This is a genomic window from Citrobacter sp. Cb041 (genome assembly GCF_030336655.1).
Taxonomy (GTDB): domain Bacteria; phylum Pseudomonadota; class Gammaproteobacteria; order Enterobacterales; family Enterobacteriaceae; genus Citrobacter; species Citrobacter braakii.
This window is the reverse complement of sequence record NZ_JAOWDD010000042.1, coordinates 343,209-367,831: the sequence shown is the minus strand read 5'-3', so window position 1 is coordinate 367,831 and position 24,623 is coordinate 343,209. Positions and strand designations below refer to the sequence as shown.

23 protein-coding genes, 1 pseudogene and 1 other annotated feature are annotated in these 24,623 nt (G+C 52.1%); of the genes and pseudogenes, 12 read left to right on the top strand and 12 right to left on the bottom strand.

Translation table 11 applies throughout. The features are described from left to right. Positions 1–34: 34 nt before the first annotated feature. The 5 genes from acnA to topA form a co-directional block, all read right to left on the bottom strand. The gene (gene acnA / locus OGV52_RS20555; RefSeq protein WP_287109066.1) at positions 35–2,710 is read right to left on the bottom strand and encodes an aconitate hydratase AcnA; all 2,676 of its coding nucleotides are present in this window, start codon (positions 2,708–2,710) and stop codon (positions 35–37) included. A 267-nt stretch (positions 2,711–2,977) separates the two neighbouring features. Continuing rightward, entirely contained in the window at positions 2,978–3,148 is a 171-nt protein-coding gene (locus tag OGV52_RS20550) for a YciX family protein (protein WP_200048093.1), read from the bottom strand. A 3-nt stretch (positions 3,149–3,151) separates the two neighbouring features. Continuing rightward, the gene (locus OGV52_RS20545) at positions 3,152–3,313 is read right to left on the bottom strand and encodes a YmiA family putative membrane protein (protein WP_465251200.1); all 162 of its coding nucleotides are present in this window, start codon (positions 3,311–3,313) and stop codon (positions 3,152–3,154) included. Between the two features lie 293 nt (positions 3,314–3,606). Further along, positions 3,607–4,581 carry an HTH-type transcriptional regulator CysB gene (cysB, locus tag OGV52_RS20540; protein WP_016153251.1) on the bottom strand — a complete coding sequence of 325 codons (975 nt, stop codon included), beginning with the start codon at positions 4,579–4,581 and terminating at the stop codon, positions 3,607–3,609. A 208-nt stretch (positions 4,582–4,789) separates the two neighbouring features. Then, positions 4,790–7,387, bottom strand: coding sequence for a type I DNA topoisomerase (topA, locus tag OGV52_RS20535; protein ID WP_016153252.1), 2,598 nt, complete (start codon positions 7,385–7,387; stop codon positions 4,790–4,792). Positions 7,388–7,784: 397 nt separating this feature from the next. On the opposite strand from topA, the gene OGV52_RS20530 reads away from it, so the two are divergent. After that, entirely contained in the window at positions 7,785–8,036 is a 252-nt protein-coding gene (locus OGV52_RS20530; protein WP_003020616.1) for a YciN family protein, read from the top strand. Between the two features lie 53 nt (positions 8,037–8,089). Here OGV52_RS20530 and sohB read toward each other — a convergent pair whose 3' ends face one another. Continuing rightward, entirely contained in the window at positions 8,090–9,136 is a 1,047-nt protein-coding gene (sohB, locus tag OGV52_RS20525) for a protease SohB (RefSeq protein WP_287109063.1), read from the bottom strand. A 210-nt stretch (positions 9,137–9,346) separates the two neighbouring features. On the opposite strand from sohB, the gene OGV52_RS20520 reads away from it, so the two are divergent. Both OGV52_RS20520 and cobO read left to right on the top strand, forming a co-directional pair. After that, positions 9,347–10,108 (top strand): YciK family oxidoreductase, encoded by a 762-nt coding sequence (locus tag OGV52_RS20520; protein ID WP_016156651.1) that lies wholly within the window; start codon positions 9,347–9,349, stop codon positions 10,106–10,108. After that, the gene (gene cobO, locus OGV52_RS20515) at positions 10,105–10,695 is read left to right on the top strand and encodes a cob(I)yrinic acid a,c-diamide adenosyltransferase (RefSeq protein WP_016153255.1); all 591 of its coding nucleotides are present in this window, start codon (positions 10,105–10,107) and stop codon (positions 10,693–10,695) included. The genes OGV52_RS20520 and cobO overlap by 4 nt, the downstream gene beginning before the upstream one ends. Before the next feature lie 83 nt (positions 10,696–10,778). On the opposite strand, the gene rluB is transcribed toward cobO, so the two are convergent. From rluB to rnm, 3 genes are all read right to left on the bottom strand, one after another. Next, positions 10,779–11,654, bottom strand: a complete 876-nt coding sequence (gene rluB / locus OGV52_RS20510; protein WP_006684306.1) for a 23S rRNA pseudouridine(2605) synthase RluB — start codon at positions 11,652–11,654, stop codon at positions 10,779–10,781. A 100-nt stretch (positions 11,655–11,754) separates the two neighbouring features. Then, positions 11,755–12,375, bottom strand: coding sequence for an L-threonylcarbamoyladenylate synthase (locus tag OGV52_RS20505; protein ID WP_016153256.1), 621 nt, complete (start codon positions 12,373–12,375; stop codon positions 11,755–11,757). Beyond that, complete coding sequence (gene rnm, locus OGV52_RS20500) at positions 12,372–13,250, bottom strand: RNase RNM (RefSeq protein WP_029139558.1); 879 nt, start codon at positions 13,248–13,250, stop codon at positions 12,372–12,374. The genes OGV52_RS20505 and rnm overlap by 4 nt, the downstream gene beginning before the upstream one ends. Before the next feature lie 135 nt (positions 13,251–13,385). Between rnm and trpL the strand changes: the two genes are divergently transcribed. The 6 genes from trpL (at position 13,386) to trpA (ending at position 20,054) form a co-directional block, all read left to right on the top strand. Beyond that, positions 13,386–13,430, top strand: a complete 45-nt coding sequence (gene trpL, locus OGV52_RS20495) for a trp operon leader peptide (RefSeq protein WP_012905981.1) — start codon at positions 13,386–13,388, stop codon at positions 13,428–13,430. Then, positions 13,407–13,501 (top strand) — a sequence feature (Trp leader region). Its footprint overlaps the gene before it by 24 nt. A 23-nt stretch (positions 13,502–13,524) precedes the next feature. Beyond that, the gene (locus OGV52_RS20490; protein WP_016156654.1) at positions 13,525–15,087 is read left to right on the top strand and encodes an anthranilate synthase component 1; all 1,563 of its coding nucleotides are present in this window, start codon (positions 13,525–13,527) and stop codon (positions 15,085–15,087) included. Beyond that, positions 15,087–16,682: a bifunctional anthranilate synthase glutamate amidotransferase component TrpG/anthranilate phosphoribosyltransferase TrpD gene (trpD, locus tag OGV52_RS20485; RefSeq protein ID WP_003020639.1), complete on the top strand. Its 1,596-nt coding sequence runs from the start codon at positions 15,087–15,089 to the stop codon at positions 16,680–16,682. The genes OGV52_RS20490 and trpD overlap by 1 nt, the downstream gene beginning before the upstream one ends. A 3-nt stretch (positions 16,683–16,685) precedes the next feature. Next, on the top strand, positions 16,686–18,044 hold the full coding sequence (gene trpCF, locus OGV52_RS20480; RefSeq protein ID WP_287109095.1) for a bifunctional indole-3-glycerol-phosphate synthase TrpC/phosphoribosylanthranilate isomerase TrpF: 1,359 nt from the start codon (positions 16,686–16,688) through the stop codon (positions 18,042–18,044). A gap of 10 nt (positions 18,045–18,054) precedes the next feature. Continuing rightward, positions 18,055–19,248: a tryptophan synthase subunit beta gene (trpB, locus tag OGV52_RS20475; RefSeq protein WP_103766363.1), complete on the top strand. Its 1,194-nt coding sequence runs from the start codon at positions 18,055–18,057 to the stop codon at positions 19,246–19,248. Further along, entirely contained in the window at positions 19,248–20,054 is an 807-nt protein-coding gene (gene trpA / locus OGV52_RS20470; RefSeq protein ID WP_016156657.1) for a tryptophan synthase subunit alpha, read from the top strand. The genes trpB and trpA overlap by 1 nt, the downstream gene beginning before the upstream one ends. Positions 20,055–20,086: 32 nt before the next feature. On the opposite strand, the gene OGV52_RS20465 is transcribed toward trpA, so the two are convergent. From OGV52_RS20465 to ompW, 3 genes are all read right to left on the bottom strand, one after another. Further along, on the bottom strand, positions 20,087–21,559 hold the full coding sequence (locus OGV52_RS20465; RefSeq protein WP_016153261.1) for a GGDEF domain-containing protein: 1,473 nt from the start codon (positions 21,557–21,559) through the stop codon (positions 20,087–20,089). A gap of 185 nt (positions 21,560–21,744) precedes the next feature. Next, complete coding sequence (locus OGV52_RS20460; RefSeq protein ID WP_103766364.1) at positions 21,745–22,020, bottom strand: hypothetical protein; 276 nt, start codon at positions 22,018–22,020, stop codon at positions 21,745–21,747. A 132-nt stretch (positions 22,021–22,152) separates the two neighbouring features. Next, positions 22,153–22,791, bottom strand: coding sequence for an outer membrane protein OmpW (gene ompW, locus OGV52_RS20455; protein ID WP_016153263.1), 639 nt, complete (start codon positions 22,789–22,791; stop codon positions 22,153–22,155). Positions 22,792–23,074: 283 nt separating this feature from the next. Between ompW and OGV52_RS20450 the strand changes: the two are divergent. The 3 genes and pseudogenes from OGV52_RS20450 to OGV52_RS20440 form a co-directional block, all read left to right on the top strand. Further along, positions 23,075–23,161, top strand: a pseudogene (locus tag OGV52_RS20450) (YkgJ family cysteine cluster protein); the annotation flags it as partial. Between the two features lie 28 nt (positions 23,162–23,189). Further along, on the top strand, positions 23,190–23,933 hold the full coding sequence (locus tag OGV52_RS20445) for a YciC family protein (protein ID WP_016153264.1): 744 nt from the start codon (positions 23,190–23,192) through the stop codon (positions 23,931–23,933). A 54-nt stretch (positions 23,934–23,987) separates the two neighbouring features. Further along, entirely contained in the window at positions 23,988–24,527 is a 540-nt protein-coding gene (locus tag OGV52_RS20440) for a septation protein A (RefSeq protein ID WP_016153265.1), read from the top strand. The last annotated feature ends 96 nt before the right edge of the window (positions 24,528–24,623 follow it).

Sequence of the window (24,623 nt, the reverse complement as noted above, 5' to 3'; positions counted from 1 at the left end):
TCAAAAAGCCTGCTCTCGCAGGCTTTTTTGCATTTTAATTCAACATATTACGAATCACGTAGTGCAGAATGCCGTCGTTTTGGTAATACGTTAGCTCCGTCGCGGTATCAATGCGACAGCGGCATAGAATCACCTCTTTACGCCCATCTGCGCGGACCATACTCACCGGAACTGTCGCCCCCGGTTTAATGTTTTGTAGGTCCGTAATATCGATCGCCTCCTCACCGGTTAATCCCAGCGTTTTACGCGTGACGCCCTGCGGGAACTCCAGCGGTAAAATGCCCATGCCAATCAGGTTAGAACGGTGAATTCGCTCAAAAGACTCTGCGATAACCACGCGAACGCCCAGCAAACGTGGGCCTTTCGCCGCCCAGTCGCGGCTGGATCCGGATCCATATTCTTTCCCGGCAATCACCGCCAGAGGCACGTTCTCCTGCTGGTATTGCATGGCCGCATCATAAATAGCCACCACTTCGGTTCCCGGCAAATGACGCGTCATGCCACCTTCCACGCCAGGTACCATCTCATTGCGAATACGAATATTGGCAAAGGTACCACGCATCATCACTTCATGATTCCCGCGTCGTGAACCGTAGGAGTTAAAATCTTTACGCTCAACGCCATGGCTTTGCAGATAACGCCCCGCTGGGCTGTCTGGCTTAATACTGCCGGCAGGAGAAATATGGTCGGTGGTAACAGAATCTCCGAGCATCGCCAGAATACGCGCACCGTGAATGTCCTGAACCGGATCCGGCGTAGCCTGCATACCATCGAAGAACGGTGACAAACGGATATAGGTCGAGTCAGACTGCCAGCCATAGGTATCAGCGCGATCAACCTGGATTGCTTTCCATTCTGGCGTGCCTTCAAAGACTTCAGCATACTCTTTATGGAACATGGCGGTAGAGACCTGCTCAACGGCGCGGGCAATTTCCTTGGCTGTCGGCCAAATATCTTTCAGATAAACAGGATCGCCTTTTCTGTCATGGCCTAACGGATCTTTCGTCAGATTGATATTCATATTCCCCGCCAGCGCGTAGGCCACCACCAGCGGCGGAGACGCCAGCCAGTTGGTCTTCACGAGCGGATGGATACGACCTTCAAAGTTACGGTTTCCAGAAAGCACTGCCCCAACCGAAAGATCGCCTTTTTTGATGGCTGTTTCGATAGGATCGGGTAAGGGTCCAGAGTTGCCAATACAGGTGGTACAGCCATAACCCACAAGATTAAATCCCAGCTCATCAAGGTACGGAGTGAACCCAGCCTTTGCCAGATAATCGGAAACCACCTTCGATCCTGGCGCCAACGAGGCTTTCACCCATGGCTGGCGTTTCAAACCAAGCGTTACGGCTTTTTTCGCCAGCAGCCCCGCCGCCATCAATACGCTTGGGTTTGAGGTGTTGGTACAAGAGGTGATAGCGGCTATCACCACCGCGCCGTCCGGCAGCTTATACTGCTGACCGCTCATGGTATAGTCCACTGGCTGACGGTCTTTCAGCGAGCTATTCACCTCGAGTTCATTACTCGCCGAAAAGGCTTTCGGCACATCAGCCAGCGCCACCCGATCCTGCGGACGCTTCGGTCCAGCAAGGCTTGCCTCTACGCTGCCCATATCCAGCTCCAACGAACTGGTAAACACCGGTTCATCCCCTGGGTTACGCCACATTCCCTGCGCTTTGGCATAGGCATTGACCAACTCAACCTGTTCCTCACTGCGCCCGCTCAGACGCATATACTCAAGGGTAATGTCATCGATCGGGAAGAAACCGCAGGTTGCGCCGTATTCCGGTGCCATGTTCGCAATGGTTGCTCGATCGGCCAGAGGTAAGGTGTCCAGCCCATCACCGTAGAATTCAACGAATTTACCGACTACACCGTGCTTACGCAGCATCTGGGTGACGGTCAGAACCAGGTCGGTGGCGGTGATGCCTTCCCGCAGTTTACCCACCAGTTTAAAGCCCACAACATCCGGGATCAGCATTGAGACCGGTTGACCCAGCATTGCCGCTTCAGCTTCAATGCCTCCAACGCCCCAGCCCAGCACACCGAGACCATTAATCATCGTGGTATGGGAATCGGTACCGACCAGTGTATCGGGATAAGCCACCCACTCACCGTCCTGTAACTCGCTCCAGACAGCTTTGCCAAGATATTCAAGGTTAACCTGGTGGCAAATCCCCGTACCCGGCGGTACAACGCTGAAGCGACTAAATGCCTGCTGTCCCCATTTCAGGAACACATAACGTTCATGGTTACGTTCCATTTCCAGGCGCACGTTTTCTTCGAAAGCATCATCATCACCGAAACGATCCACCGTTACCGAGTGGTCAATGACAAGATCCACTGGCGAAAGCGGATTCACTTTTGCCGTATCCCCACCCAGACGTTTCACCGCTTCGCGCATGGCGGCGAGATCGACCACCGCCGGCACGCCGGTAAAATCCTGCATCAGAACACGAGCAGGTCGATAGGCAATTTCTCGATCGGCATGAGCGGTCTTCAGCCAATGCGCAAGCGCATGAATATCATCTTCGGTAACGGAATTACCGTCCTGCCAGCGAAGCAGGTTTTCCAGCAAAACTTTTAGCGATTTCGGTAAACGGGTGATATCACCCAGTGATTTAGCGGCCAGCGGCAGACTGTAGTAACGGTAGGTTTTATCTTTAACCTGCAATGTGTCCTTACTGGCTTCTCGTAGGGTCGACGACATAGCTCCTCCTTAATGACAGGGTTGGATCCCCTGATTTTCCTCAGGGTTAGTATTAAAGATAACACAAACAAAATGTAACGCTTTGATAACAACTCAAATTGATAAAAGTGGAGGGCTACAAAAGGGGCAACTGAAGTATCTGGCGAGGAGAAAGGTTTAAGCGGTTAAGGTTAATACGGTGATAAGCATGGCTCATCACGATTGCCCGGAATAAAATATTTGCAGTACAAGACAACAGACTAATAATAATTATAAAATTCGTATCAATTATTGTTTCTGTTCATCATCATCCGCAAACAGATCGATAAACGCCCGTTGTTCAGGAGAGAGTTTCCAGGTCGCTGGAATATTCGGCTTATTCTCTGCGCTGCGTTGACTCTCTTGTTCATGGTCATCCGGAGATGGCATCACGGTGGAGCGTTGTTTCAGTGTGGACATGACCTACCCCCACACGTTCCAGGCCACGAGCGCGACAATAATCCAGAACACGGCAGAGCCAAGAAACACAGCGAACCAGGCTTTACGTTTCATGACGGGATCCCGGCGTGCTGGCTGGTTTCCTGAAGGCATCGCTAACCTCATACTATCGAAATCACTTATCATTTAAGCACCAAACAATCGGTACAATTAATCATCAGATAGGAGGAATCCTAATAAAAAAGGTCAAAAAAAGCCAGTTAATTTTCATACTCGACCTGATAAATAAATTAATTATTTGATCGGTTATAAATATTTGAGAGGGATTTTTGGCGACCTTACTAATTTGAAACTACTTTAGCAAGTGTTTACCATAAACAATATATGGTTAATATATAGAGGAAAAATATTGAATAGATTCAGACTCTGCCGTCGGTATCGCTTTATGTTTGAGGATACCGACGAGGTAACAGCCGTTATTATTTCTCAGGCAATTTAATATCTTTAAACATGGCTTCAATATCGTCGTTGGAACGTAGCGCCACCGCAGTATCCACCACATCACGCGTCAGATGCGGCGCGAAACGTTGAATAAAATCATACATGTAACTGCGTAAAAAAGTGCTGCGACGAAAACCAATCTTGGTGGTGCTATGGCTGAAGATATCATGGGCATCAACGCGCACCAGGTCAGGGTCGGAGACAGGATCAACCGCCATACTGGCAATTACCCCCACGCCGAGGCCCAGGCGTACATAGGTCTTAATGACATCGGCATCGGTCGCGGTAAAAACTATACGCGGCTCCAGACCCGCACGGTTAAACGCGGTGTCCAGTTCCGAACGTCCGGTAAATCCGAACGTGTAGGTCACCAGTGGATACTGCGCCAGTTCTTCAATGGATACGGCGGATTTGCCCGCCAACGGATGGTCTGGCGTAACGACAATCGAACGGTTCCAGTGGTAGCAAGGCAGCATCACCAGATCGTCATACAGGTGCAGGGCTTCGGTCGCGATAGCAAAATCTGCATTCCCTTTCGAGACGGCTTCGGCGATTTGCGTCGGCGACCCCTGGTGCATATGCAATGAGACGCGTGGATAACGCTCAATAAAGCCTTTAATGACGTTCGGCAAAGCGTAACGCGCCTGAGTGTGCGTGGTGGCGATATACAGTGAGCCTTTGTCCGGCCAGGTATGTTCGCCAGCAACGGACTTAATGGCGTCCACCTTCGACAAAACTTCTCGCGCGATTCGAATGACTTCCTGCCCCGCTGGCGTAACCTGGGTCAGGTGCTTACCGCTACGGGCAAAAATCTGGATGCCAAGTTCATCTTCCAGCATACGAACTTGCTTACTGATACCTGGCTGCGAGGTATAAAGCCCTTCCGCCGTTGAGGAGACATTAAGGTTGTGGTTCACCACCTCAACAATGTAGCGAAGCTGCTGTAATTTCATGTTAAGCCATCCCGATTTGCGCCATCAAATCATCGTTTCAGAGCAGGCTCGTTGGCGCTGCTAATACGATTTAATAATAAAAAGTGTGTTAACTATAACCACTATATCATTTCTATGTGAGCTGTATAGGGATGACAAAAAATAATACGCCAGAAACAAAAAGGGCCGCTTACGCGACCCTTTGAGGAGAAATTCAGCCGGAATGCTGTTATTTCTTCCCTTCTACCCATTTACCGTCAACGAAGAACGCGGACCAGCCGGTCGCCTTACCGTCTTTCTCCGCAGCAACGTATTGCTGCTTGGTTTTACGGCTGAAACGAACCATGGACTTGTTGCCGTCCGGGTCAGTCTGCGGCGCATCTGCCAGATAGCGCAGTTTTTCCGGCAGACGATCGCGGAAGCGGTACAACTCTTCAACCAGCGGCGCACGTGTCTCACGTGATTTCGGGAACGTATTTGCCGCCAGGAAGATACCTGCAGCACCATCACGTAACACGAAATACGCATCAGATTTTTCACACGGCAGTTCTGGCAACGGAACCGGATCCTCTTTCGGTGGAGCAACTTCACCGTTACGCAGGATCTTACGGGTATTTTTGCACTCGTCGTTGGTACACGCCATGTACTTGCCGAAACGTCCCATTTTCAGGTGCATTTCAGAGCCACATTTCTCGCACTCAACGATAGGACCGTCATAACCCTTGATGCGGAATTCGCCTTCCTCGATCTCATAGCCATCACAGGTAGGGTTATTACCGCATACATGCAGCTTGCGCTTAGGATCGATAAGGTAGCTGTCCATCGCCGTGCCGCACTTCTGGCAGCGACGTTTGGCGCGCAAAGCGTTGGTTTCCGCATCGTCGCCTTCCAGCACGTTCAGCACTTCATTTTCCGGCACCAGGTTAATGGTGGTTTTGCAACGCTCTTTCGGGGAAAGCGCATAGCCAGAACAACCCAGGAAAACGCCGGTGCTGGCGGTACGAATACCCATCTTGCGTCCGCAGGTTGGGCAATCAATGCTGGTCAGCACCATCTGGTTCGGACGCATACCGCCCTCTTCAGGATCTTTCTCGGCTTTATCCAGTTGCTGAGTAAAATCAGTGAAGAAGTTGTCGAGTACGCCCTTCCATTCGGCTTCGTGATTTGCCACCTGGTCGAGACTGTCTTCCATCTGCGCGGTAAAGTCGTAGTTCATCAGTTCGCGGAAGTTTTCTTCCAGACGATCGGTGACGATTTCACCCATTTTTTCAGCGTAGAAGCGACGGTTCTCAACGCGAACATAACCGCGATCCTGAATCGTAGAAATGATCGACGCATACGTGGATGGACGACCAATACCACGTTTTTCAAGCTCTTTAACCAGCGAAGCTTCACTGAAGCGCGCAGGCGGTTTGGTAAAGTGTTGCGCAGGTGTCAGTTCGATGAGCGTCAACGTATCGCCTTTATCCACCGCTGGTAAAATGCGGTCTTCATCGCCCTTACGCAGCGCAGGCATCACTTTCGTCCAGCCATCGAAGCGCAGAATACGACCACGCGCCTTCAGACGGAAATCACCCGCACCCACCGTCAGCGTGGTGGAATCATATTTAGCAGGCGTCATCTGACAGGCAACAAACTGACGCCAGATCAGCTGATACAGTTTTTGCGCATCGGCTTCCATATCTTTCAGCGATTCCGCCTGAACGGCGACATCGGAAGGACGGATAGCTTCGTGCGCTTCCTGCGAGTTCTCTTTGCTGGCGTACTGGTTCGCGCTCTCCGGCAGATACTTTTTGCCGAAATTATCGCTGATGTAATCGCGAACCATGTTCACCGCATCCTGGCTCAGGTTGGTTGAGTCAGTACGCATATAAGTGATGTAGCCCGCTTCATACAAGCGCTGCGCCATCATCATGGTTTTCTTCACGCCGAAGCCCAGACGCGTGCTGGCGGCCTGCTGTAGCGTGGAGGTGATGAACGGCGCACCCGGCTTGCTGCTGGTCGGCTTATCTTCACGTTCCAGAACGCTGTAGCGCGCTTTTTCCAACAGGCTAACAGCGGCAAGCGTTTGTTCCCGGTTGACCGGACGGAACGGTTTATCATTCTGATGCGTCACCTCAAGCGGTAACGCGTCACCGCCTGGCGTGGTCGTGTTAGCATCAATTTCCCAGAACTCTTCTGGAACGAATGCTTTGATTTCGCGTTCACGCTCAACCACCAGACGCACGGCAACCGACTGTACGCGGCCTGCTGACAGGCCTCGCGCAATTTTTTTCCACAGCAGCGGCGACACCATATAGCCCACAACACGGTCCATAAAGCGGCGCGCCTGTTGCGCATTGACGCGGTCGATGTTCAGCTCGCCCGGTTTTTCAAACGCCTGACGAATAGCGTTTTTGGTAATTTCGTTAAACACCACGCGACTGTAGCGGGTGTCGTCGCCACCGATCACTTCCCGCAGGTGCCACGCAATGGCTTCCCCTTCGCGGTCAAGGTCGGTTGCGAGATAGATGTGGTCGGCTTTTTCAGCCAGTTGCTTCAGTTCAGAAACAACTTTTTCTTTACCGGGCAGCACTTCATAGCGCGCATCCCAGTTGTGCCACGGGTCAACACCCATACGATTGACGAGAGCGCCACGTTCATCCTTTTTGGGCTTTTTAGCCGTTTTGGTGGAGGTTGAGTCGGCGCTCTTTTTAGTTGCTGAGCCACTGGTCGGCAAATCACGGATATGACCGACGCTGGATTTCACCACGTAGTCATTACCCAGATACTTGTTGATCGTTTTGGCTTTTGCCGGGGACTCAACGATGACAAGAGCTTTACCCATATTCACCTTTACCTAATTTGATTCTTCCAGAATGCGTCGCACGTTGATTCACCTTCCACTGGCGACGAGACATCGATATGGTCTCTGCGTCGGCGGATATCAACCCTTAAACTGATTCGCGCTTGTAATGTAACTCTCATGTAACTGAGTTAACAGGCTTTTTCGCTCACAAACGCTATAGCACGACGGAGTATTGGTCGAATGTCAAGCAAATCTGTTGCCAGATTGACGAAAGCGTCACACTGTACCTGATAAAATGCGTTACGCAACTTTATTAGCATGCAAAAACAAATCTCGCCACTTGCAACACTGTCGTAAGACCTTCATTTAAGTCAGGGAATATTTGCCCATAAGCCGGGCTCGGCGTAGACTAATGTCCTTGTTTAAGGAGTAAATAATGCATAAAGACACTCAACCCATCGATCGCGAAACACTGCTGATTGAAGCCAACAAAATCATTCGTGAGCATGAGGACACGCTGGCGGGGATTGTCGCCACCGGCGTAACGCAGCGAAATGGCGTGCTGGTTTTCAGCGGAGATTACTTTTTAGACGAGCAAGGGCTACCGACGCCAAAAAGTACGGCGGTGTTTAATATGTTTAAACATCTGGCGCACGTACTTTCTGAAAAGTATCACTTGATCGATTAACACGAGAAATGATTTGCCGGATGACGGCTGCGCCTCATCCGGCAATTACAATTTTACATCAGCGGTTTTTGCCCCCGCTGCCACCAGCGCATCAGTAAACGATCGGCGCTCTCGGCGGCACTGCCGGTAAAACGGTCCATCAGTTTTTTACGCTGCAGATAACGTACGTTTAATACGTCACGACCGTCCATCAGTCCGAGGATCACCTCATCACTGGTATTGATCTCATCCACCAGCCCGTTGGCCAGCGCCTGTTGACCAAACCAGTGTTCACCCGTGGCAACCTGCTCAATGTCCAGAGTCGGACGCATGCGCTGTACAAAATCTTTAAACAGATGATGGGTTTCGTTCAGGTCTTCGCGGAATTTCTGCCGCCCTTCTTCCGTGTTTTCACCAAGTAAGGTCAGCGTACGCTTGTACTGTCCGGCGGTGTGCAGTTCGATATCAATATCTTTCCCTTTCAGGAAGCGGTGAAAGTTCGGGATCTGTGCCACAACGCCAATAGAGCCGACAATAGCAAACGGCGCCGAGACAATTTTATCCGCCACGCAAGCCATCATATATCCGCCGCTCGCAGCGACTTTATCTACCGTAACGGTCAGCGGGATCTGCTTATCGCGCAGACGTTGTAACTGGGACGCGGCCAGGCCATAGCCGTGTACTACACCGCCCGGACTTTCCAGACGAACCACGACCTGATCCTGGGGTTTAACGACCGCCAGCACTGCCGTCACCTCTTCGCGTAATGCGCTCACCTCATGGGCATCCATACTGCCTTTAAAATCAAGTACCCATACCCGTGGTTTATAAGATGACGTACTGTCTCCCAGTTTCGCTTTTGCCTTAGCGGCCTTCGCCTCAAGCTTGTGTTTCTTTTTCTGCGCCTTATGCCAGAATTTTTGCTGATGTCCATCCAATAAGGCCAGCGACAGGTCTTCTTTCATCTCTTTATATTGATCGCTGAGATTAATGACCCGCAATTCCCCACGCTGACGTTTGCGTTGTGTCGCGTTTACGATCAGCATAACTACCACCGCAATAGCCACCACGACAGTGACAATTTTTGCCAAAAACAACCCATATTCAGACAACAATTCCACGTGACCCACCTTGGTTAAACAACGCTACTTTCGCTCAGTGTACAACAGCCTTGTTAACCCGTCTTGCTTCATCCATTCAGTAAAAAGCATGACAACGCGTTCATTTTGCGGTGTTATTGCCTTTGGCTGATTGAAAAAGAACAGGGTTTAAGGCATAAAGCCCAAAAGTTATCGCGAACGAGATGGCCAGGACGTCGCCGAGGAGTAGCCGTGCATTATCAACCGAAACAAGATCTTCTACAGGACCGCATTATTCTGGTCACCGGTGCCAGCGATGGTATCGGGCGTGAAGCCGCACAGACCTACGCGCGTTACGGCGCGACCGTGATTCTGTTAGGGCGTAACGAAGAAAAACTGCGTCAGGTTGCCCGCTCCATCGCCGAAGAAAAAGGTACGCAACCACACTGGTTCACGCTGGATCTGCTCACCTGTACGTCTGACGAATGCCACCAGCTCGCACAGCGCATTGCCGCGCATTTCCCGCGTCTGGATGGCGTATTGCATAATGCCGGATTGCTCGGTGACATTTGCCCGATGAGCGAGCAAAACCCGCAGGTATGGCAGGACGTGATGCAGGTAAACGTGAACGCCACCTTTATGCTGACTCAGGCATTGCTGCCGTTGTTGCTCAAATCCGATGCCGGATCGCTGGTCTTTACCTCCTCCAGCGTCGGTCGCCAGGGGCGCGCCAACTGGGGGGCATACGCCACCTCCAAATTTGCTACCGAAGGAATGATGCAGGTTCTGGCTGATGAATATCAGAACCGCCACCTGCGTGTAAACTGTATCAATCCTGGTGGAACGCGTACCGGCATGCGAGCCAGCGCGTTCCCGACGGAAGATCCGCAAAAATTGAAAACCCCCGCCGATATTATGCCGCTCTACCTGTGGCTGATGGGCGATGACAGCCGCCGTAAAACCGGTATGACTTTCGATGCCCAGCCGGGCCGTAAACCAGGAATCGCCCAATGAGTGAAGAACGCTATCAGCAGCGCCAGCAGCGCGTAAAAGACCGGGTTGACGCCCGTGTTGCCGCCGCCAGAGACGAGCGCGGGATTATTATTGTGTTCACCGGAAATGGTAAGGGTAAAACCACCGCCGCGTTCGGTACCGCCACGCGCGCAGTAGGCCACGGTAAAAAAGTTGGCGTAGTGCAATTTATTAAGGGGACGTGGCCAAACGGTGAACGAAACTTACTCGAACCCCACGGCGTTGAGTTTCAGGTCATGGCGACAGGATTTACCTGGGAAACGCAGAACCGCGAGTCCGACACCGCAGCCTGCATGGCCGTATGGGAACACGGCAAGCGGATGCTGGCCGACGCTGAGCTGGATATGGTGATACTGGACGAGCTGACCTACATGGTTGCATACGACTATCTGCCGCTCGACGAGGTCATCAATGCCCTAAACGCGCGCCCTGCCCATCAAACGGTCATTATCACCGGTCGTGGATGTCATCGCGATATTCTGGAGTTAGCGGATACGGTCAGCGAACTGCGGCCGGTTAAGCACGCCTTTGAAGCGGGCGTAAAAGCCCAGATGGGGATCGATTACTGACAGTAGGCCGGATAAGGCGCTTACGCCGCATCCGGCTCCACGCTAACGCCTGATGGCGCGTTGCTTAACAGGCCTACTCATGATTAACCGTTGTTGCTGCGACCGCCCGGACGACGGCTGCCGCCAACCTGAGAGTGGCGCTTCACCGCACGGCGGATCTGGTTTGCCTTCATACGGCGACGATCTTTCTCGACGGCAACTTTAGAGGTGGTTTCCGGCTTCAGTTCCACCAGTTCACGCAAATAGTTGGTCTGCGCGAGGTCAAGTTCCGTCCAGCCGCCACGCGGCAGGCCCTTCGGCAGTGGGATATCACCGTAACGTACACGGATAAGACGACTTACCTGCACGCCCACGGCTTCCCACAGGCGACGGACTTCACGGTTACGCCCTTCGGTCAACGTGACGTTATACCACTGGTTGATCCCTTCACCGCCGCTGAACTTGATCGTTTTAAATGCGGCCGGACCATCTTCCAGCTGCACGCCACGACTCAGATCGCGCAGTTTTGCGTCATCAACCTGACCAAACACACGCACCGCATATTCACGTTCAACTTCGCGGCTTGGGTGCATCAGACGGTTCGCCAGTTCGCCATCGGTGGTAAACAGCAGTAAACCACAGGTATTCACGTCCAGACGTCCCACGGCAATCCAGCGCGCATCGCGCAGTTTTGGCAGACGATCAAACACGGTCGGACGACCTTCCGGGTCGTTACGGGTACACAGTTCACCTTCTGGCTTGTAATAAGCCAGAACACGGCAGATTTGCTCCGCAGATTCTTTCACCGAAATCAGATGACCGTCGATACGGATTTTCAGACCCGGCGTAACTTCAACGCGATCGCCGAGCGTGGCAATTTTGCCATCAACGCTCACGCGACCCGCGGCAATTATGGATTCAATTTCACGGCGAGAACCGTGGCCAGCGCGCGCCAGCACTTTTTGTAACTTTTCGCTCATAGAGCTTCCTTTAGATGTCGCCTTCACAGGCGTCGAACAGGAGAATCAACGGCGCCAGTCAGCGCCATTTTAAGGCCGCGTAGTATAGCGGTTCGCGCCATTATAAGAAAGGTTTAACGTCGCCGACGCCTTCGCGCAATACCACCGGGGAATCATCGGTTAAATCGATAACCGTGGTTGGCTGCTGGCCGAGATATCCACCGTGGATAATCAAATCCACCACTTTCTCCAGACGATCTTTGATTTCTTCCGGATCTGACTCGGTAAATTCGCTGCCCGGCAGCATCAGTGATGTAGAGAGCATAGGCTCGCCCAGCGCTTCCAGCAGCGCCAGCGCAATCGGATTCGAGGGTACACGCAAACCAATGGTCTTACGTTTTTCCTGCAACAGTCGGCGCGGTACTTCTTTCGTCCCCTTCAGGATGAACGTGTAGTTACCCGGCGTGTTGTTTTTAATTAAACGGAAGGCCACGTTGTCGACAAACGAATAGGTCGACAGTTCGGACAGGTCACGACACATCAGCGTAAAGTTGTGCCCGTCCGGCAGGTGACGGATGCGACAAATGCGCTCCATTGCGCCTTTATCTTCAATTTTGCAACCCAACGCATAGCCGGAATCAGTTGGATAGACGATCACCCCTCCTTTACGCACGATTTCAACGGCCTGATTGATCAGTCGCTGCTGTGGGTTTTCGGGATGAATATAAAAAAACTGGCTCATACTTTCCTCTCTGTGGTCTCGGGCTGTTCCCAAAGTTGCCAGACGCCTTCTACGCCTGCGGGCAACCAGAGTTTACGACCCAGCTCAATCCATGGGCAGGGTAGATGAAAATCAGACCCTTGCGATGCCCACAGTTGATGCTGACGCGCAAGCGTCGCCAGATGGGTGCGTTCATTGGGAGACTGCTGGCACTGTGCCACTTCCATCGCGTCGCCGTGATGTTCAGCAAAATGCGCAACCAGTCTTTTCAGCCACTTAGCGCTAAGATCGTACCGCCCAGGATGAGCCAGAACTGCCTTACCGCCAGAATGATGAATGACATCAATAGCTTGTTCTATTGTACACCACTGTGGCGGAACGTAACCGGTTTTCCCACGGGCAAGATATTTTTTAAAGACATCCGCCATGGTTGTGGCTTTTCCGCATTCCACCAGGAAACGCGCAAAATGCCCCCGAGTGATCGCCCCGCCATCAGCCAGGCGTAATGCCCCTTCCCACGCACCGGGAATATGCGCTTTATCGAGTCGTTCAGCAATCAGGCGCGCGCGCTGCTGACGACGTTCCGTTTGCTGCGCCAGAAATTCGCACATCATTGGATGGGCGATATCAATGTTCAGACCCACGATATGGATCTCATGGTTTTCCCAGACTGTTGATATCTCGACGCCAGGGATCAAATTTAACGCTAAACCCGCACGTGAAATTTCTTCTCTTGCCGCCGCAATACCCGCCGTGGTGTCATGATCGGTGATCGCCAGTGTACCGACTCGCATCTCTACCGCACGGTGTACTAAGGCTTCTGGCGTTAATCGCCCATCGGAGGCTGTAGTATGACTGTGCAGGTCATAAATCACTGCGTAATTCGTGTCGCTCAATGCGGCTCCCGTTTCACTAAATGTCTTAACCCGCCCATCATAGCGGTTTAGACAAATATACTGAAATCAGGTGTTGACTTTATTCCATTGAACTAGTTAACTAGTACGCAAGTTCACATGAAGAAGGTATCTGAGATGAAAGCAACATTTGTTCTGCACGGTTGGTGGCGCACTTCCTGATTTCGGGCAGTGTCTTACGTCTGCAATATGCAACCAGATACCCGGCCCGCCAAATGAGCGGGCTTTTTTTTGAACAAAATTAATGAGAATAACGATGCAAACACAAAAACCGACACTCGAACTGCTTGCCTGCGATGCCGCCTACCGTGAAAATCCGACGGCGCTGTTTCATCAGGTGTGTGGCGCACGTCCGGCAACGCTGCTGCTGGAATCTGCCGATATCGACAGCAAAGACGATCTGAAGAGCTTGCTGCTGGTCGACAGTGCATTACGCATTACCGCCATCGGTGACACTGTCACCATTCAGGCATTATCCGCTAACGGCGCATCGCTGCTGCCGCTGCTGGATGCTGCCCTGCCAGCGGGTGTTGAGAACAAACAACAACCGAATGGTCGCCATCTGCGATTCCCTGCCGTTAGCCCGCTGCTGGATGAAGATGCCCGCTTATGTTCCCTGTCCGTATTTGATGCCTTCCGTTTATTGCAGGAGCTGGTTAATGTTCCTGCGCAAGAACGTGAAGCGATGTTCTTCGGCGGTCTGTTTTCCTACGACCTGGTTGCCGGTTTTGAAGATTTACCTCAGCTTGAAGCGGGCAACCGTTGCCCTGACTACTGCTTCTATCTGGCAGAAACGCTCATGGTCATCGACCATCAGAAGAAAAGCACCCGCATTCAGGCCAGCATTTTTACCCCCAGCGATGCAGAAAAACAGCGTCTTAATGCCCGTCTGGCGCAACTGAGCCAGCAGCTTACCGAACCTGCGCCGCCGCTGCCCGTCACTGAAGTCCCGCACATGCGCTGCGAATGCAATCAGAGCGATGAAGAGTTTGCCGCCGTGGTTCGTGGTATGCAAAAAGCCATTCGCGCTGGCGAAATTTTCCAGGTGGTTCCATCCCGTCGTTTCTCGCTGCCCTGCCCGTCACCGCTGGCGGCCTACTATGTGCTGAAGAAAAGTAACCCCAGCCCGTACATGTTTTTTATGCAGGACAACGATTTCACCCTGTTCGGCGCCTCTCCGGAAAGCTCGCTGAAATACGATGCCACCAGCCGGCAGATTGAAATCTACCCGATTGCCGGGACCCGCCCACGCGGTCGTCGTGCGGACGGTTCACTGGATCGCGATCTCGACAGCCGTATTGAGCTGGAGATGCGTACCGATCATAAAGAGCTTTCCGAGCACCTGATGCTGGTAGACCTGGCGCGTAACGACCTGGCGCGCATCTGTACGCCCGGCAGCCGCTACGTTGCTGACCTCACCAAAGTGGATCGTTATTCCTTCGTTATGCACCTGGTTTCCCGCGTAGTCGGCGAGCTGCGTAGCGATCTGGATGTGCTGCATGCTTACCGCGCCTGTATGAACATGGGTACGCTAAGCGGAGCGCCGAAAGTTCGCGCCATGCAGCTTATCGCCGAGGCCGAAGGCCGTCGTCGCGGCAGCTATGGCGGTGCAGTAGGTTACTTCACGGCCCATGGCGATCTGGATACCTGTATTGTGATTCGTTCCGCCCTCGTGGAAGACGGTATTGCCACCGTACAGGCTGGCGCCGGAATTGTTCTGGATTCCGTTGGGCAGTCAGAAGCCGATGAAACCCGTAATAAAGCGCGTGCGGTTCTGCGTGCTATCGCCACCGCACACCACGCACAGGAGACCTTCTAATGGCTGACATTCTGCTGCTCGATAATATCGACTCTTTTACCTATAACCTGGCAGATCAGCTGCGTACTAACGGTCATAACGTGGTGATTTACCGCAACCATATTCCGGCCCAGACATTAATAGACCGCTTAGCGACCATGAAAAATCCGGTGCTGATGCTCTCTCCAGGTCCAGGTGCGCCAAGCGAAGCGGGCTGCATGCCGGAGCTGTTAACCCGCCTGCGCGGCAAGCTGCCAATCATCGGCATTTGTCTGGGGCATCAGGCCATTGTCGAGGCCTATGGTGGATACGTGGGACAGGCTGGGGAAATCCTGCACGGCAAAGCGTCCAGCATTGAACACGACGGTCAGGCAATGTTCGCCGGTCTGGCAAATCCGCTGCCGGTGGCGCGCTATCACTCGCTGGTTGGCAGCAACGTTCCGGCCGGATTGACCATCAACGCCCACTTTAACGGCATGGTGATGGCGGTACGTCACGATACCGATCGCGTATGTGGCTTCCAGTTCCATCCAGAATCCATTCTGACCACCCAGGGCGCACGTCTGCTGGAGCAAACGCTGGCCTGGGCGCAACAGAAACTCGAACAGACTAATACGCTGCAACCTATTCTGGAGAAACTGTATCAGGCCCAGACGCTGTCTCAGCAGGAAAGCCACCAACTGTTCTCCGCCGTGGTACGCGGTGAACTGAAGCCGGAACAACTGGCTGCGGCGCTGGTGAGCATGAAAATTCGTGGCGAGCACCCGAATGAAATTGCCGGTGCGGCAACCGCGCTGCTGGAAAACGCCGCCCCGTTCCCGCGACCTGATTATCTGTTTGCCGATATTGTCGGTACCGGCGGTGATGGCAGCAACAGTATCAATATTTCCACCGCCAGCGCCTTTGTGGCGGCCGCTTGCGGACTGAAAGTCGCCAAACACGGCAACCGCAGCGTCTCCAGCAAGTCGGGCTCTTCGGATCTGTTAGCGGCTTTTGGCATCAATCTGGATATGAACGCCGATAAATCCCGTCAGGCACTTGACGACCTCGGTGTGTGTTTCTTGTTTGCGCCGAAATACCACACCGGTTTTCGCCATGCTATGCCAGTACGCCAACAGTTGAAAACCCGTACGCTGTTTAACGTCCTCGGCCCGTTGATTAACCCGGCACATCCGCCGCTGGCGCTGATCGGCGTTTACAGTCCGGAACTGGTGCTGCCGATTGCCGAAACGCTGCGCGTGTTGGGGTATCAGCGGGCAGCCGTGGTGCACAGCGGAGGCATGGATGAAGTTTCCCTGCATGCACCGACCATTGTGGCAGAGTTGCATGATGGCGAAATCAAGAGCTATCAACTGACGGCGGAAGACTTTGGCCTGACGCCTTACCACCAGGAACAGCTGGCTGGCGGCACGCCGGAAGAAAACCGTGACATTCTTAGTCGCTTGTTACAAGGTAAAGGTGAAGCCGCTCATGAAGCTGCTGTTGCCGCGAATGTCGCCATGTTAATGCGCCTGCACGGTGAAGAAGATTTAAAAGCCAATGCGCAAACTGTGATTAATGTACTGCGCAGCGGCGCGGCCTATGACCGTGTCACTGCACTGGCAGCAAGAGGGTAAATGATGCAAACCGTTTTAGCGAAAATTGTCGCAGACAAGGCGATTTGGGTAGAAGCCCGCAAACAGCAACAACCGCTGGCCAGCTTTCAGAATGATGTTCAACCCAGCTCTCGTGATTTCTACGATGCGCTGCAAGGTGCACGCACCGCCTTTATTCTGGAGTGCAAAAAAGCGTCTCCGTCAAAAGGCGTGATCCGTGATGACTTCGACCCGGCACAGATTGCGGGCGTATATAAACAATATGCTTCCGCGATTTCCGTACTGACCGATGAGAAATATTTCCAGGGGAGCTTTGATTTCCTGCCCATCGTCAGCCGCATCGCACCGCAACCGATTCTGTGTAAGGACTTTATTATCGATCCTTACCAGATTTACCTGGCGCGCTTCTATCAGGCGGACGCCTGTCTGCTGATGCTGTCGGTGCTTGATGATGAGCAATATCGCCAACTCGCCGCCGTCGCCCACAGTTTGAAAATGGGCGTACTGACCGAAGTCAGTAATGATGAAGAGCTGGAGCGAGCTATCGCACTGGGCGCCAAAGTCGTCGGTATCAACAACCGTGATTTACGCGACCTGTCGATTGATCTGAATCGCACCCGCCAACTTGCGCCGCGACTGGGTCATGGCGTAACCGTCATCAGCGAGTCCGGTATCAATACCTATGGTCAAGTGCGAGAACTCAGCCACTTCGCCAACGGTTTTCTGATTGGCTCTGCGTTGATGTCGCATGATGATCTGCATGCTGCCGTGCGTCGCGTTCTGCTCGGCGAAAATAAAGTCTGCGGTTTAACCCGGGCTCAGGATGCAAACGCGGCATACGAAGCGGGTGCCATTTACGGCGGGTTGATTTTTGTGTCCACATCGCCACGCGCGGTCAGCGTTGAACGCGCACGCGAGGTCATGACCGGCGCACCGCTGCAATATGTCGGGGTGTTTCGCAACGCAGAGATTACCGACGTGCGCGAAACAGCGGCGGCTCTGGGGCTAACAGCCGTGCAATTGCATGGTAGCGAAGACCAGGCCTATGTTGACGCCCTGCGCGACGCGCTCCCCGAACAGGTGCAAATCTGGAAGGCGTTAAGCGTCAGCGAAACGTTGCCAGCTCGTGATTATCAGCACGTCGATAAATACGTATTCGACAATGGTCAGGGCGGCAGCGGTCAACGCTTCGACTGGTCACTTTTAGGCGAACAATCGCTGGATAACGTTTTACTGGCTGGCGGACTCGGTGCTGATAACTGCGTTGACGCGGCAAAAACCGGCTGTGCCGGTCTCGATTTCAATTCTGGCGTAGAGTCACAGCCGGGCATCAAGGATGCACGTCTTTTGGCTTCGGTCTTTCAGACGCTGCGCGCATATTAAGGAAAAGGACATGACAACATTACTCAATCCGTATTTTGGTGAATTTGGCGGTATGTATGTGCCACAGATTCTGATGCCTGCCCTGCGCCAACTGGAAGAAGCTTTTGTCAGCGCGCAAAAGGATCCTGAATTTCAGGCGCAGTTTACAGACCTGCTGAAAAACTATGCTGGTCGTCCAACTGCCCTGACCAAATGCCAGAACATTACTCAAGGCACCCACACTACGCTGTATCTCAAACGTGAAGATTTGCTGCACGGCGGCGCGCACAAAACCAACCAGGTGTTGGGCCAGGCGTTGTTGGCGAAGCGTATGGGGAAAACGGAGATCATCGCCGAAACCGGCGCGGGCCAGCACGGTGTTGCATCAGCTCTCGCCAGCGCACTGCTGGGGCTGAAATGCCGTATTTATATGGGTGCAAAAGACGTTGAACGCCAGTCGCCAAACGTTTTCCGTATGCGTCTGATGGGGGCTGAAGTTATCCCGGTTCACAGCGGTTCTGCAACGCTGAAAGATGCCTGTAACGAAGCGCTGCGCGACTGGTCTGGCAGCTACGATACCGCGCACTATATGCTCGGTACGGCGGCGGGTCCACATCCCTTCCCGACCATTGTTCGTGAATTTCAGCGCATGATCGGCGAGGAAACTAAAGCGCAGATCCTTGAAAAAGAAGGTCGCCTGCCGGACGCGGTTATCGCCTGCGTGGGCGGCGGTTCTAACGCCATCGGTATGTTCGCGGACTTTATTAATGAAACCAGCGTCGGTCTGATTGGCGTCGAGCCTGGCGGTCATGGGATTGAATCAGGGGAACATGGCGCACCGTTGAAGCATGGTCGTGTCGGGATTTACTTCGGCATGAAGTCCCCGATGATGCAGACCGAAGAAGGACAGATTGAAGAGTCTTACTCTATTTCCGCGGGGCTGGATTTCCCGTCTGTCGGGCCGCAGCATGCGTATCTGAACAGCATTGGTCGCGCCGATTATGTTTCGATCACCGACGACGAAGCGCTTGAGGCCTTCAAAACGCTGTGTCTGCACGAGGGGATTATTCCGGCGCTGGAGTCCTCCCATGCCCTGGCACACGCATTGAAAATGATGCGTGAAAACCCGGAAAAAGAGCAGTTACTGGTGGTTAATCTCTCCGGTCGCGGCGACAAAGACATTTTCACCGTACACGATATTCTGAAAGCGCGAGGGGAAATCTGATGGAACGTTACGAAAACCTGTTTGCACAGCTGAAGGACCGCAAAGAAGGTGCTTTTGTCCCCTTCGTAACCCTGGGCGATCCGTCTGTTGAGCAGTCACTGAAAATCATTGATACGCTGATTGAAGCCGGTGCCGATGCCCTTGAGCTCGGTATTCCGTTCTCCGATCCGCTGGCTGACGGTCCAACCATTCAGGAAGCCACCCTGCGTGCGTTTGCCGCCGGCGTCACGCCGTCGCAATGCTTTGAAATGCTGGCGCTGATTCGCCAGAAGCACCCTACGATTCCCATTGGCTTGCTGATGTATGCCAACCTGGTGTTTAGCAAGGGCATTGACGAGTTTTACGCCCAGTGTGAAAAAGTGGGCGTGGATTCCGTGTTAGTAGCCGATGTTCCGGTTGAAGAGTCCGCGCCATTCAGAGCTGCGGCGCTCCGCCACAACATTGCGCCAATTTTTATCTGCCCACCGAACGCTGATGAAGAACTGCTGCGCCAGATCGCCTCTCATGGCCGTGGCTATACCTATTTACTTTCGCGTGCGGGCGTGACCGGTGCAGAAAATCGAGCGGCGTTACCGCTGCATCACCTGGTCGAAAAGTTGAAAGCATATGATGCTCCACCTTCTTTACAGGGGTTTGGTATCTCTGCGCCTGAACAGGTAACCGGCGCGATTGACGCTGGCGCTGCTGGCGCTATTTCCGGCTCGGCAATTGTGAAAATCATTGAGAAAAATGTTGCGGCACCGGAACAGATGCTGGCTGAGCTGAAAGCTTTTGTCAGCGCGATGAAAGCCGCCACCCGGCAGTAAGCTAAATCAACCGCCAGAGACTTCTGGCGGTTTTACGCTTCTTTCGTGTGCTTCATTTTATACATGGCGCTATCTGCATTCTGAATAGCCACATCCAGTTCGCCGTTCACCTCTGCAATCCCCCACGATACTGACAATGGCACGGTATGACCGTCCACTACAAACACATGGCTGGTCACCTGCCCGCTGATACGTTGAGCGATTGCGATGGCATCAGTTGCCTGCGAGCGAAACAGCAGGATCATAAATTCATCCCCGCCGGTACGAATCACAATATCGTGGCTGGTGCGGGTGTTTGATAACATCCTGTTGGCGATAATTTGCAGCGCACGATCGCCTGCCGCGTGACCCCAGGTATCATTGACGGCCTTGAACTTATTGCAGTCCAGTAGCACCACCGAACAGTGGGATAAATCACGGCGCTTGATGATGTCGAGTATTCGGCGATTAAAGCAACCAGTCAGGGTGTCTATATAAACCTTCAGGTCGCTTTCGTTCAGCCATGATTTTAGCGAGAAACTAATCATGATGAAAAAGAACGGCGCCAGCAGGATCACGATCCCGGCATGGGTATCGCGCGTCATAAAACGGCCTAATGAAAGCGAATAGTGCAGCGCATATTTCTCCGAAAAATTGCGCACTAAAAAACGGGATTGACCTGTACATTTACCGGATAAACAGAGACTTTCATTGTTGGTCAAATTTACCAATTCCACATTCAGCTCTGGTGGGAGCTGGTAGTCAAATGCTTGAGCCAACGCTTCCTGCAATTCGGGCTTTGAATGGTCATAAACCAGATAGGCCACGATTTGGTCTGATATCTCTTTGCCAGACAGATCGTAGATATAGCTCACCACGCTGTAAGCTTTTTCACCGGTAATTTTATCGGTATAGAAGTTCGTTGAACTAAGGGCTTTGTTTTTGACGTTTTTTTGCAACAGTCGGGTATAGAAATCGACCGGCGGATAGAAAAAGTTGGTGAGATCCCGCGCCATTTCAGAATTTGAGAAACTGAAGTTGCGCGAATCGGAAGCCATAAACCAGTAAAAATAATCTGAATTTTTGGCGATAATATAACGATGTGCATCGAAGCTGCCCGGATTTAGCTCATTAACCATACCGCGAATAAACTCCGCCGCCGTATACATACACAGCGCGTTGTGGCTGGCTTGCTGGGCAATAATTGTCCCCGTTACCGAATGCAGACGCTTTGGGTCAGCGTTAATTCCCCATTCAATCTCATTGCGGGGAACAAATTGTGAAATATCGCCACATTGCTCACCCGATTTAATATGGTGATAGCGCTCACCAATCGCATCGGCGATCAGCTCATTATCGTTAAAAATGTCCATCATGCGCGCTTGCATGCGGTTAACACCGTCACTGACTGCAGCCATCCGCTGCTCATAAATTATAAACAGAAACAACGACGTAAATATCAACGTAATGAGCCCTGATACCAGCAGTGCCTGCCTGTTTCTGAGCTTGTCCTGCACAATCTTCACGAGTTCACCCTGATAGTTAACATATTGCCAAACCGGTTACCCGTTTATGTCGTTGCATAACTGCGCTGTATGTTGATTGAGAATGTTAACCGTCCCTAAGCTGATGCCTTAGAAGCCCGCCGTTGTGTGCGCTAAAGTTACAGACTTATACAATAAAAGCACATTTTTGTTAACATAAATGCAAACTAATCATCACCCTCAATTGGAAACCCCGCCCGACGAATGGCCTCACGACAATCGCTCACGCCTGCGGCATAGCCCGCTTCAATCTCACAAACAGGACTGGCGCTGCAATAAGGTAGTTTAACCGGAGTCGCAATGCGTTTCTCCAGTACTTCAATTTTATCCATAAAATTCAATAAGTCACGCGCGGCACTCACGGCGAACTCTGCCGTTTCATCTCCGGTGAATGGTTCCAAAAGTGTGATTTTTTGTTGTAGCAGGAGTCGAGTCAACATCATCGTCAATGCCCTCAAAGCCAGTTTGCTTAAAGAGTAGCATTACATCGACGGGGAGAAAGGCAGGAAGAAATAAACTGGTAATAAAAAAGCTGACCGTGGAACGATCAGCTTTTCAGTATTTTAATCACGGACTTAGAAGCGATAACCCGCGGAGAACATAAACACCCACGGATCGAGGCGTACGCTGTCATGCTGCTGCGCGCCAGCCAGTTTGTAGCTCGCGGTGGTGTCGATATCCATGTACCAGACCGACATGTTAATCAGCCAGTCGCGGTTAATCAGATAGTCCATACCCACTTGCCCTGCTGCACCCCAGGAGTCTTTCAGGCTCAGGTCAGATAAACCGGTTTCTTTGCCGTTATTGTTAAAGCCTTCGTCAAAGAAGGTGGTGTAGTTCACACCGACACCAACGTACGGACGCAGTTTGCTGCTGGAATCGCCGAAATACCACTGCGCCATTAAGGTCGGCGGTAAATGGTGAACGGTCGCAATATCACCTGTTGTGGCAGTGCCAATTTTATGGCGGAACGGCGTGGCTGCCAGTAATTCAACACCGATATTGTCGGTTGCCATGTAGGTAAATGTCAGACCCAACTGCGTGTTATTGCTGACATCAAAGCCACCCAGGCTTCCCAGCGTACCACCCGCGCCTTCCGTCGGTCTGACGGTGGCAGAACCTGCACGAATAAAGAATTCTCCGGCCTCATGCGCAAATACGTTACCAGAGAGAAGAGTTGTTAAAGCCACTGCTGCAACTGTTAATTTTTTCATGTCCGCTCCATCGTTATGGTTATAAAAGCGGAACGAATATACCCACATTGGAGTAATAAGTGATCTAACCTGGATCACATTGACTTTGATAATTTAACATTTATTGATCCAGATTAAGTTAGAACTTGCATTCAAAATCCTGGTTAACCCAATTCAGATCAATTTTGATATATTTTCGCCACGCAAGTACCTGACCTCCGTTGCAGAATAGCGATGGTTATTTGTTCGTGATGCGCAGAGAACAACCAACGTTCTTGCATGACGCTGAAGTCATAGTCAAAAATTACCGGGGCTTTACAAAGATATGCTTTTCCATACACCGCGCGATGCTGCCACTGTAGAGTTATCCAGGGTACAATTGCCCACAAATGAACACCTGCAAAACTCAAGGAGAGTGCATGTCTATCACGGCGAAATCCGTTTACCGTGACACGGGAAACTTTTTCCGTAATCAATTCATTACCATCTTGCTGGTATCGTTGTTGTGCGCGTTTATCACAGTGGTGTTAGGGCATGCCTTTTCTCCCACCGACGCACAAATTGCGCAACTCAGTGAAGGCGATCAGTTAACCAGCAGCGTGGGATTGTTCGATCTGGTGCAAAACATGACCCCGGAGCAACAGCAAATTTTGCTACGCGCTTCCGCGGCGTCGACGTTTTCCGGTCTGATTGGTAATGCCATCCTCGCCGGAGGTATTATCCTGATGATTCAGCTGATTTCAGCCGGTCATCGGGTCAGCGCGTTACGCGCCATCGGTGCCAGCGCGCCGGTTTTGCCGAAGCTGTTTATTCTGATTTTTCTGACTACTCTGCTGGTGCAAATCGGTATTATGCTGGTGGTGGTACCCGGTATTCTGCTGGCTATCCTGCTGGCACTTGCACCGGTGATGTTAGTACAGGACAAAATGGGTGTCTTTGCCGCGATGCGCAACAGTATGCGTCTGGCGTGGTCGAATATGCGCCTGGTTGCACCAGCAGTGATCGGTTGGCTGCTGGCAAAAACGTTGTTGTTGCTTTTTGCGCCAAGTTTTGCGGTACTTACGCCAAATGTAGGCGCGGTATTGGCGAATACGCTGAGCAATATGATCTCCGCCGTATTGCTGATCTATTTGTTCCGCCTGTACATGCTAATTCGCCAATAAACCCTGAACGCATTCCGGGCTTGTACCCGGTGCTTTTGATGACGGAATCGAAGAATGAAGCAGTTTCTTGATTTTTTACCGCTGGTTGTCTTTTTTGCTTTTTATAAGCTCTATGACATCTACGCGGCGACCTCGGCGCTGATTGTTGCGACGGCTGTGGTTTTGATTTACAGCTGGGTCCGCTATCGCAAGGTCGAGAAGATGGCATTGATCACTTTTGTTCTGGTAGCCGTGTTCGGTGGCCTGACCATCTTCTTCCACAATGATGAATTCATTAAGTGGAAAGTAACGGTGATTTACGGGCTGTTTGCCGGTGCGCTGCTGGTTAGCCAATGGGTAATGAAAAAGCCGCTGATTCAGCGCATGTTAGGTAAAGAGCTGAGCTTGCCACAGCCGGTTTGGACAAAACTTAACTTCGCCTGGGCCGTCTTCTTTATCCTGTGCGGTCTGGCGAATATCTATATCGCGTTTTGGCTACCGCAGAATATTTGGGTCAACTTTAAAGTGTTCGGCCTGACCGCCCTGACTTTACTATTTACGTTACTGAGCGGAGTCTATATTTACCGCCACCTTCCGCAGGAAGATAAATCGTAACAAATGCTCGCCAGATCTCCGGATCTGGCGAATTTTTATCCCTTCGCGTTCCTTGTTGCCATCAAACCTGGCTTACTTCCGCCCCGCAGGCCGCAT

Excerpts from the sequence above, each read along its gene's own strand:
- cobO (WP_016153255.1), top strand. The coding sequence starts at position 10,105 with ATGAGTGAAGAACGCTATCAGCAGCGCCAGCAGCGCGTAAAAGACCGG.
- OGV52_RS20530 (WP_003020616.1), top strand. The coding sequence starts at position 7,785 with ATGCATAAAGACACTCAACCCATCGATCGCGAAACACTGCTGATTGAA.
- OGV52_RS20550 (WP_200048093.1), bottom strand. The coding sequence starts at position 3,148 with ATGTCCACACTGAAACAACGCTCCACCGTGATGCCATCTCCGGATGAC.
- rluB (WP_006684306.1), bottom strand. The coding sequence starts at position 11,654 with ATGAGCGAAAAGTTACAAAAAGTGCTGGCGCGCGCTGGCCACGGTTCT.
- OGV52_RS20460 (WP_103766364.1), bottom strand. The coding sequence starts at position 22,020 with ATGATGTTGACTCGACTCCTGCTACAACAAAAAATCACACTTTTGGAA.
- cysB (WP_016153251.1), bottom strand. The coding sequence starts at position 4,581 with ATGAAATTACAGCAGCTTCGCTACATTGTTGAGGTGGTGAACCACAAC.
- trpA (WP_016156657.1), top strand. The coding sequence starts at position 19,248 with ATGGAACGTTACGAAAACCTGTTTGCACAGCTGAAGGACCGCAAAGAA.
- trpD (WP_003020639.1), top strand. The coding sequence starts at position 15,087 with ATGGCTGACATTCTGCTGCTCGATAATATCGACTCTTTTACCTATAAC.
- OGV52_RS20445 (WP_016153264.1), top strand. The coding sequence starts at position 23,190 with ATGTCTATCACGGCGAAATCCGTTTACCGTGACACGGGAAACTTTTTC.
- OGV52_RS20490 (WP_016156654.1), top strand. The coding sequence starts at position 13,525 with ATGCAAACACAAAAACCGACACTCGAACTGCTTGCCTGCGATGCCGCC.
- acnA (WP_287109066.1), bottom strand. The coding sequence starts at position 2,710 with ATGTCGTCGACCCTACGAGAAGCCAGTAAGGACACATTGCAGGTTAAA.
- trpCF (WP_287109095.1), top strand. The coding sequence starts at position 16,686 with ATGCAAACCGTTTTAGCGAAAATTGTCGCAGACAAGGCGATTTGGGTA.
- ompW (WP_016153263.1), bottom strand. The coding sequence starts at position 22,791 with ATGAAAAAATTAACAGTTGCAGCAGTGGCTTTAACAACTCTTCTCTCT.
- OGV52_RS20505 (WP_016153256.1), bottom strand. The coding sequence starts at position 12,375 with ATGAGCCAGTTTTTTTATATTCATCCCGAAAACCCACAGCAGCGACTG.
- trpB (WP_103766363.1), top strand. The coding sequence starts at position 18,055 with ATGACAACATTACTCAATCCGTATTTTGGTGAATTTGGCGGTATGTAT.
- topA (WP_016153252.1), bottom strand. The coding sequence starts at position 7,387 with ATGGGTAAAGCTCTTGTCATCGTTGAGTCCCCGGCAAAAGCCAAAACG.
- OGV52_RS20440 (WP_016153265.1), top strand. The coding sequence starts at position 23,988 with ATGAAGCAGTTTCTTGATTTTTTACCGCTGGTTGTCTTTTTTGCTTTT.
- OGV52_RS20545 (WP_465251200.1), bottom strand. The coding sequence starts at position 3,313 with ATGATAAGTGATTTCGATAGTATGAGGTTAGCGATGCCTTCAGGAAAC.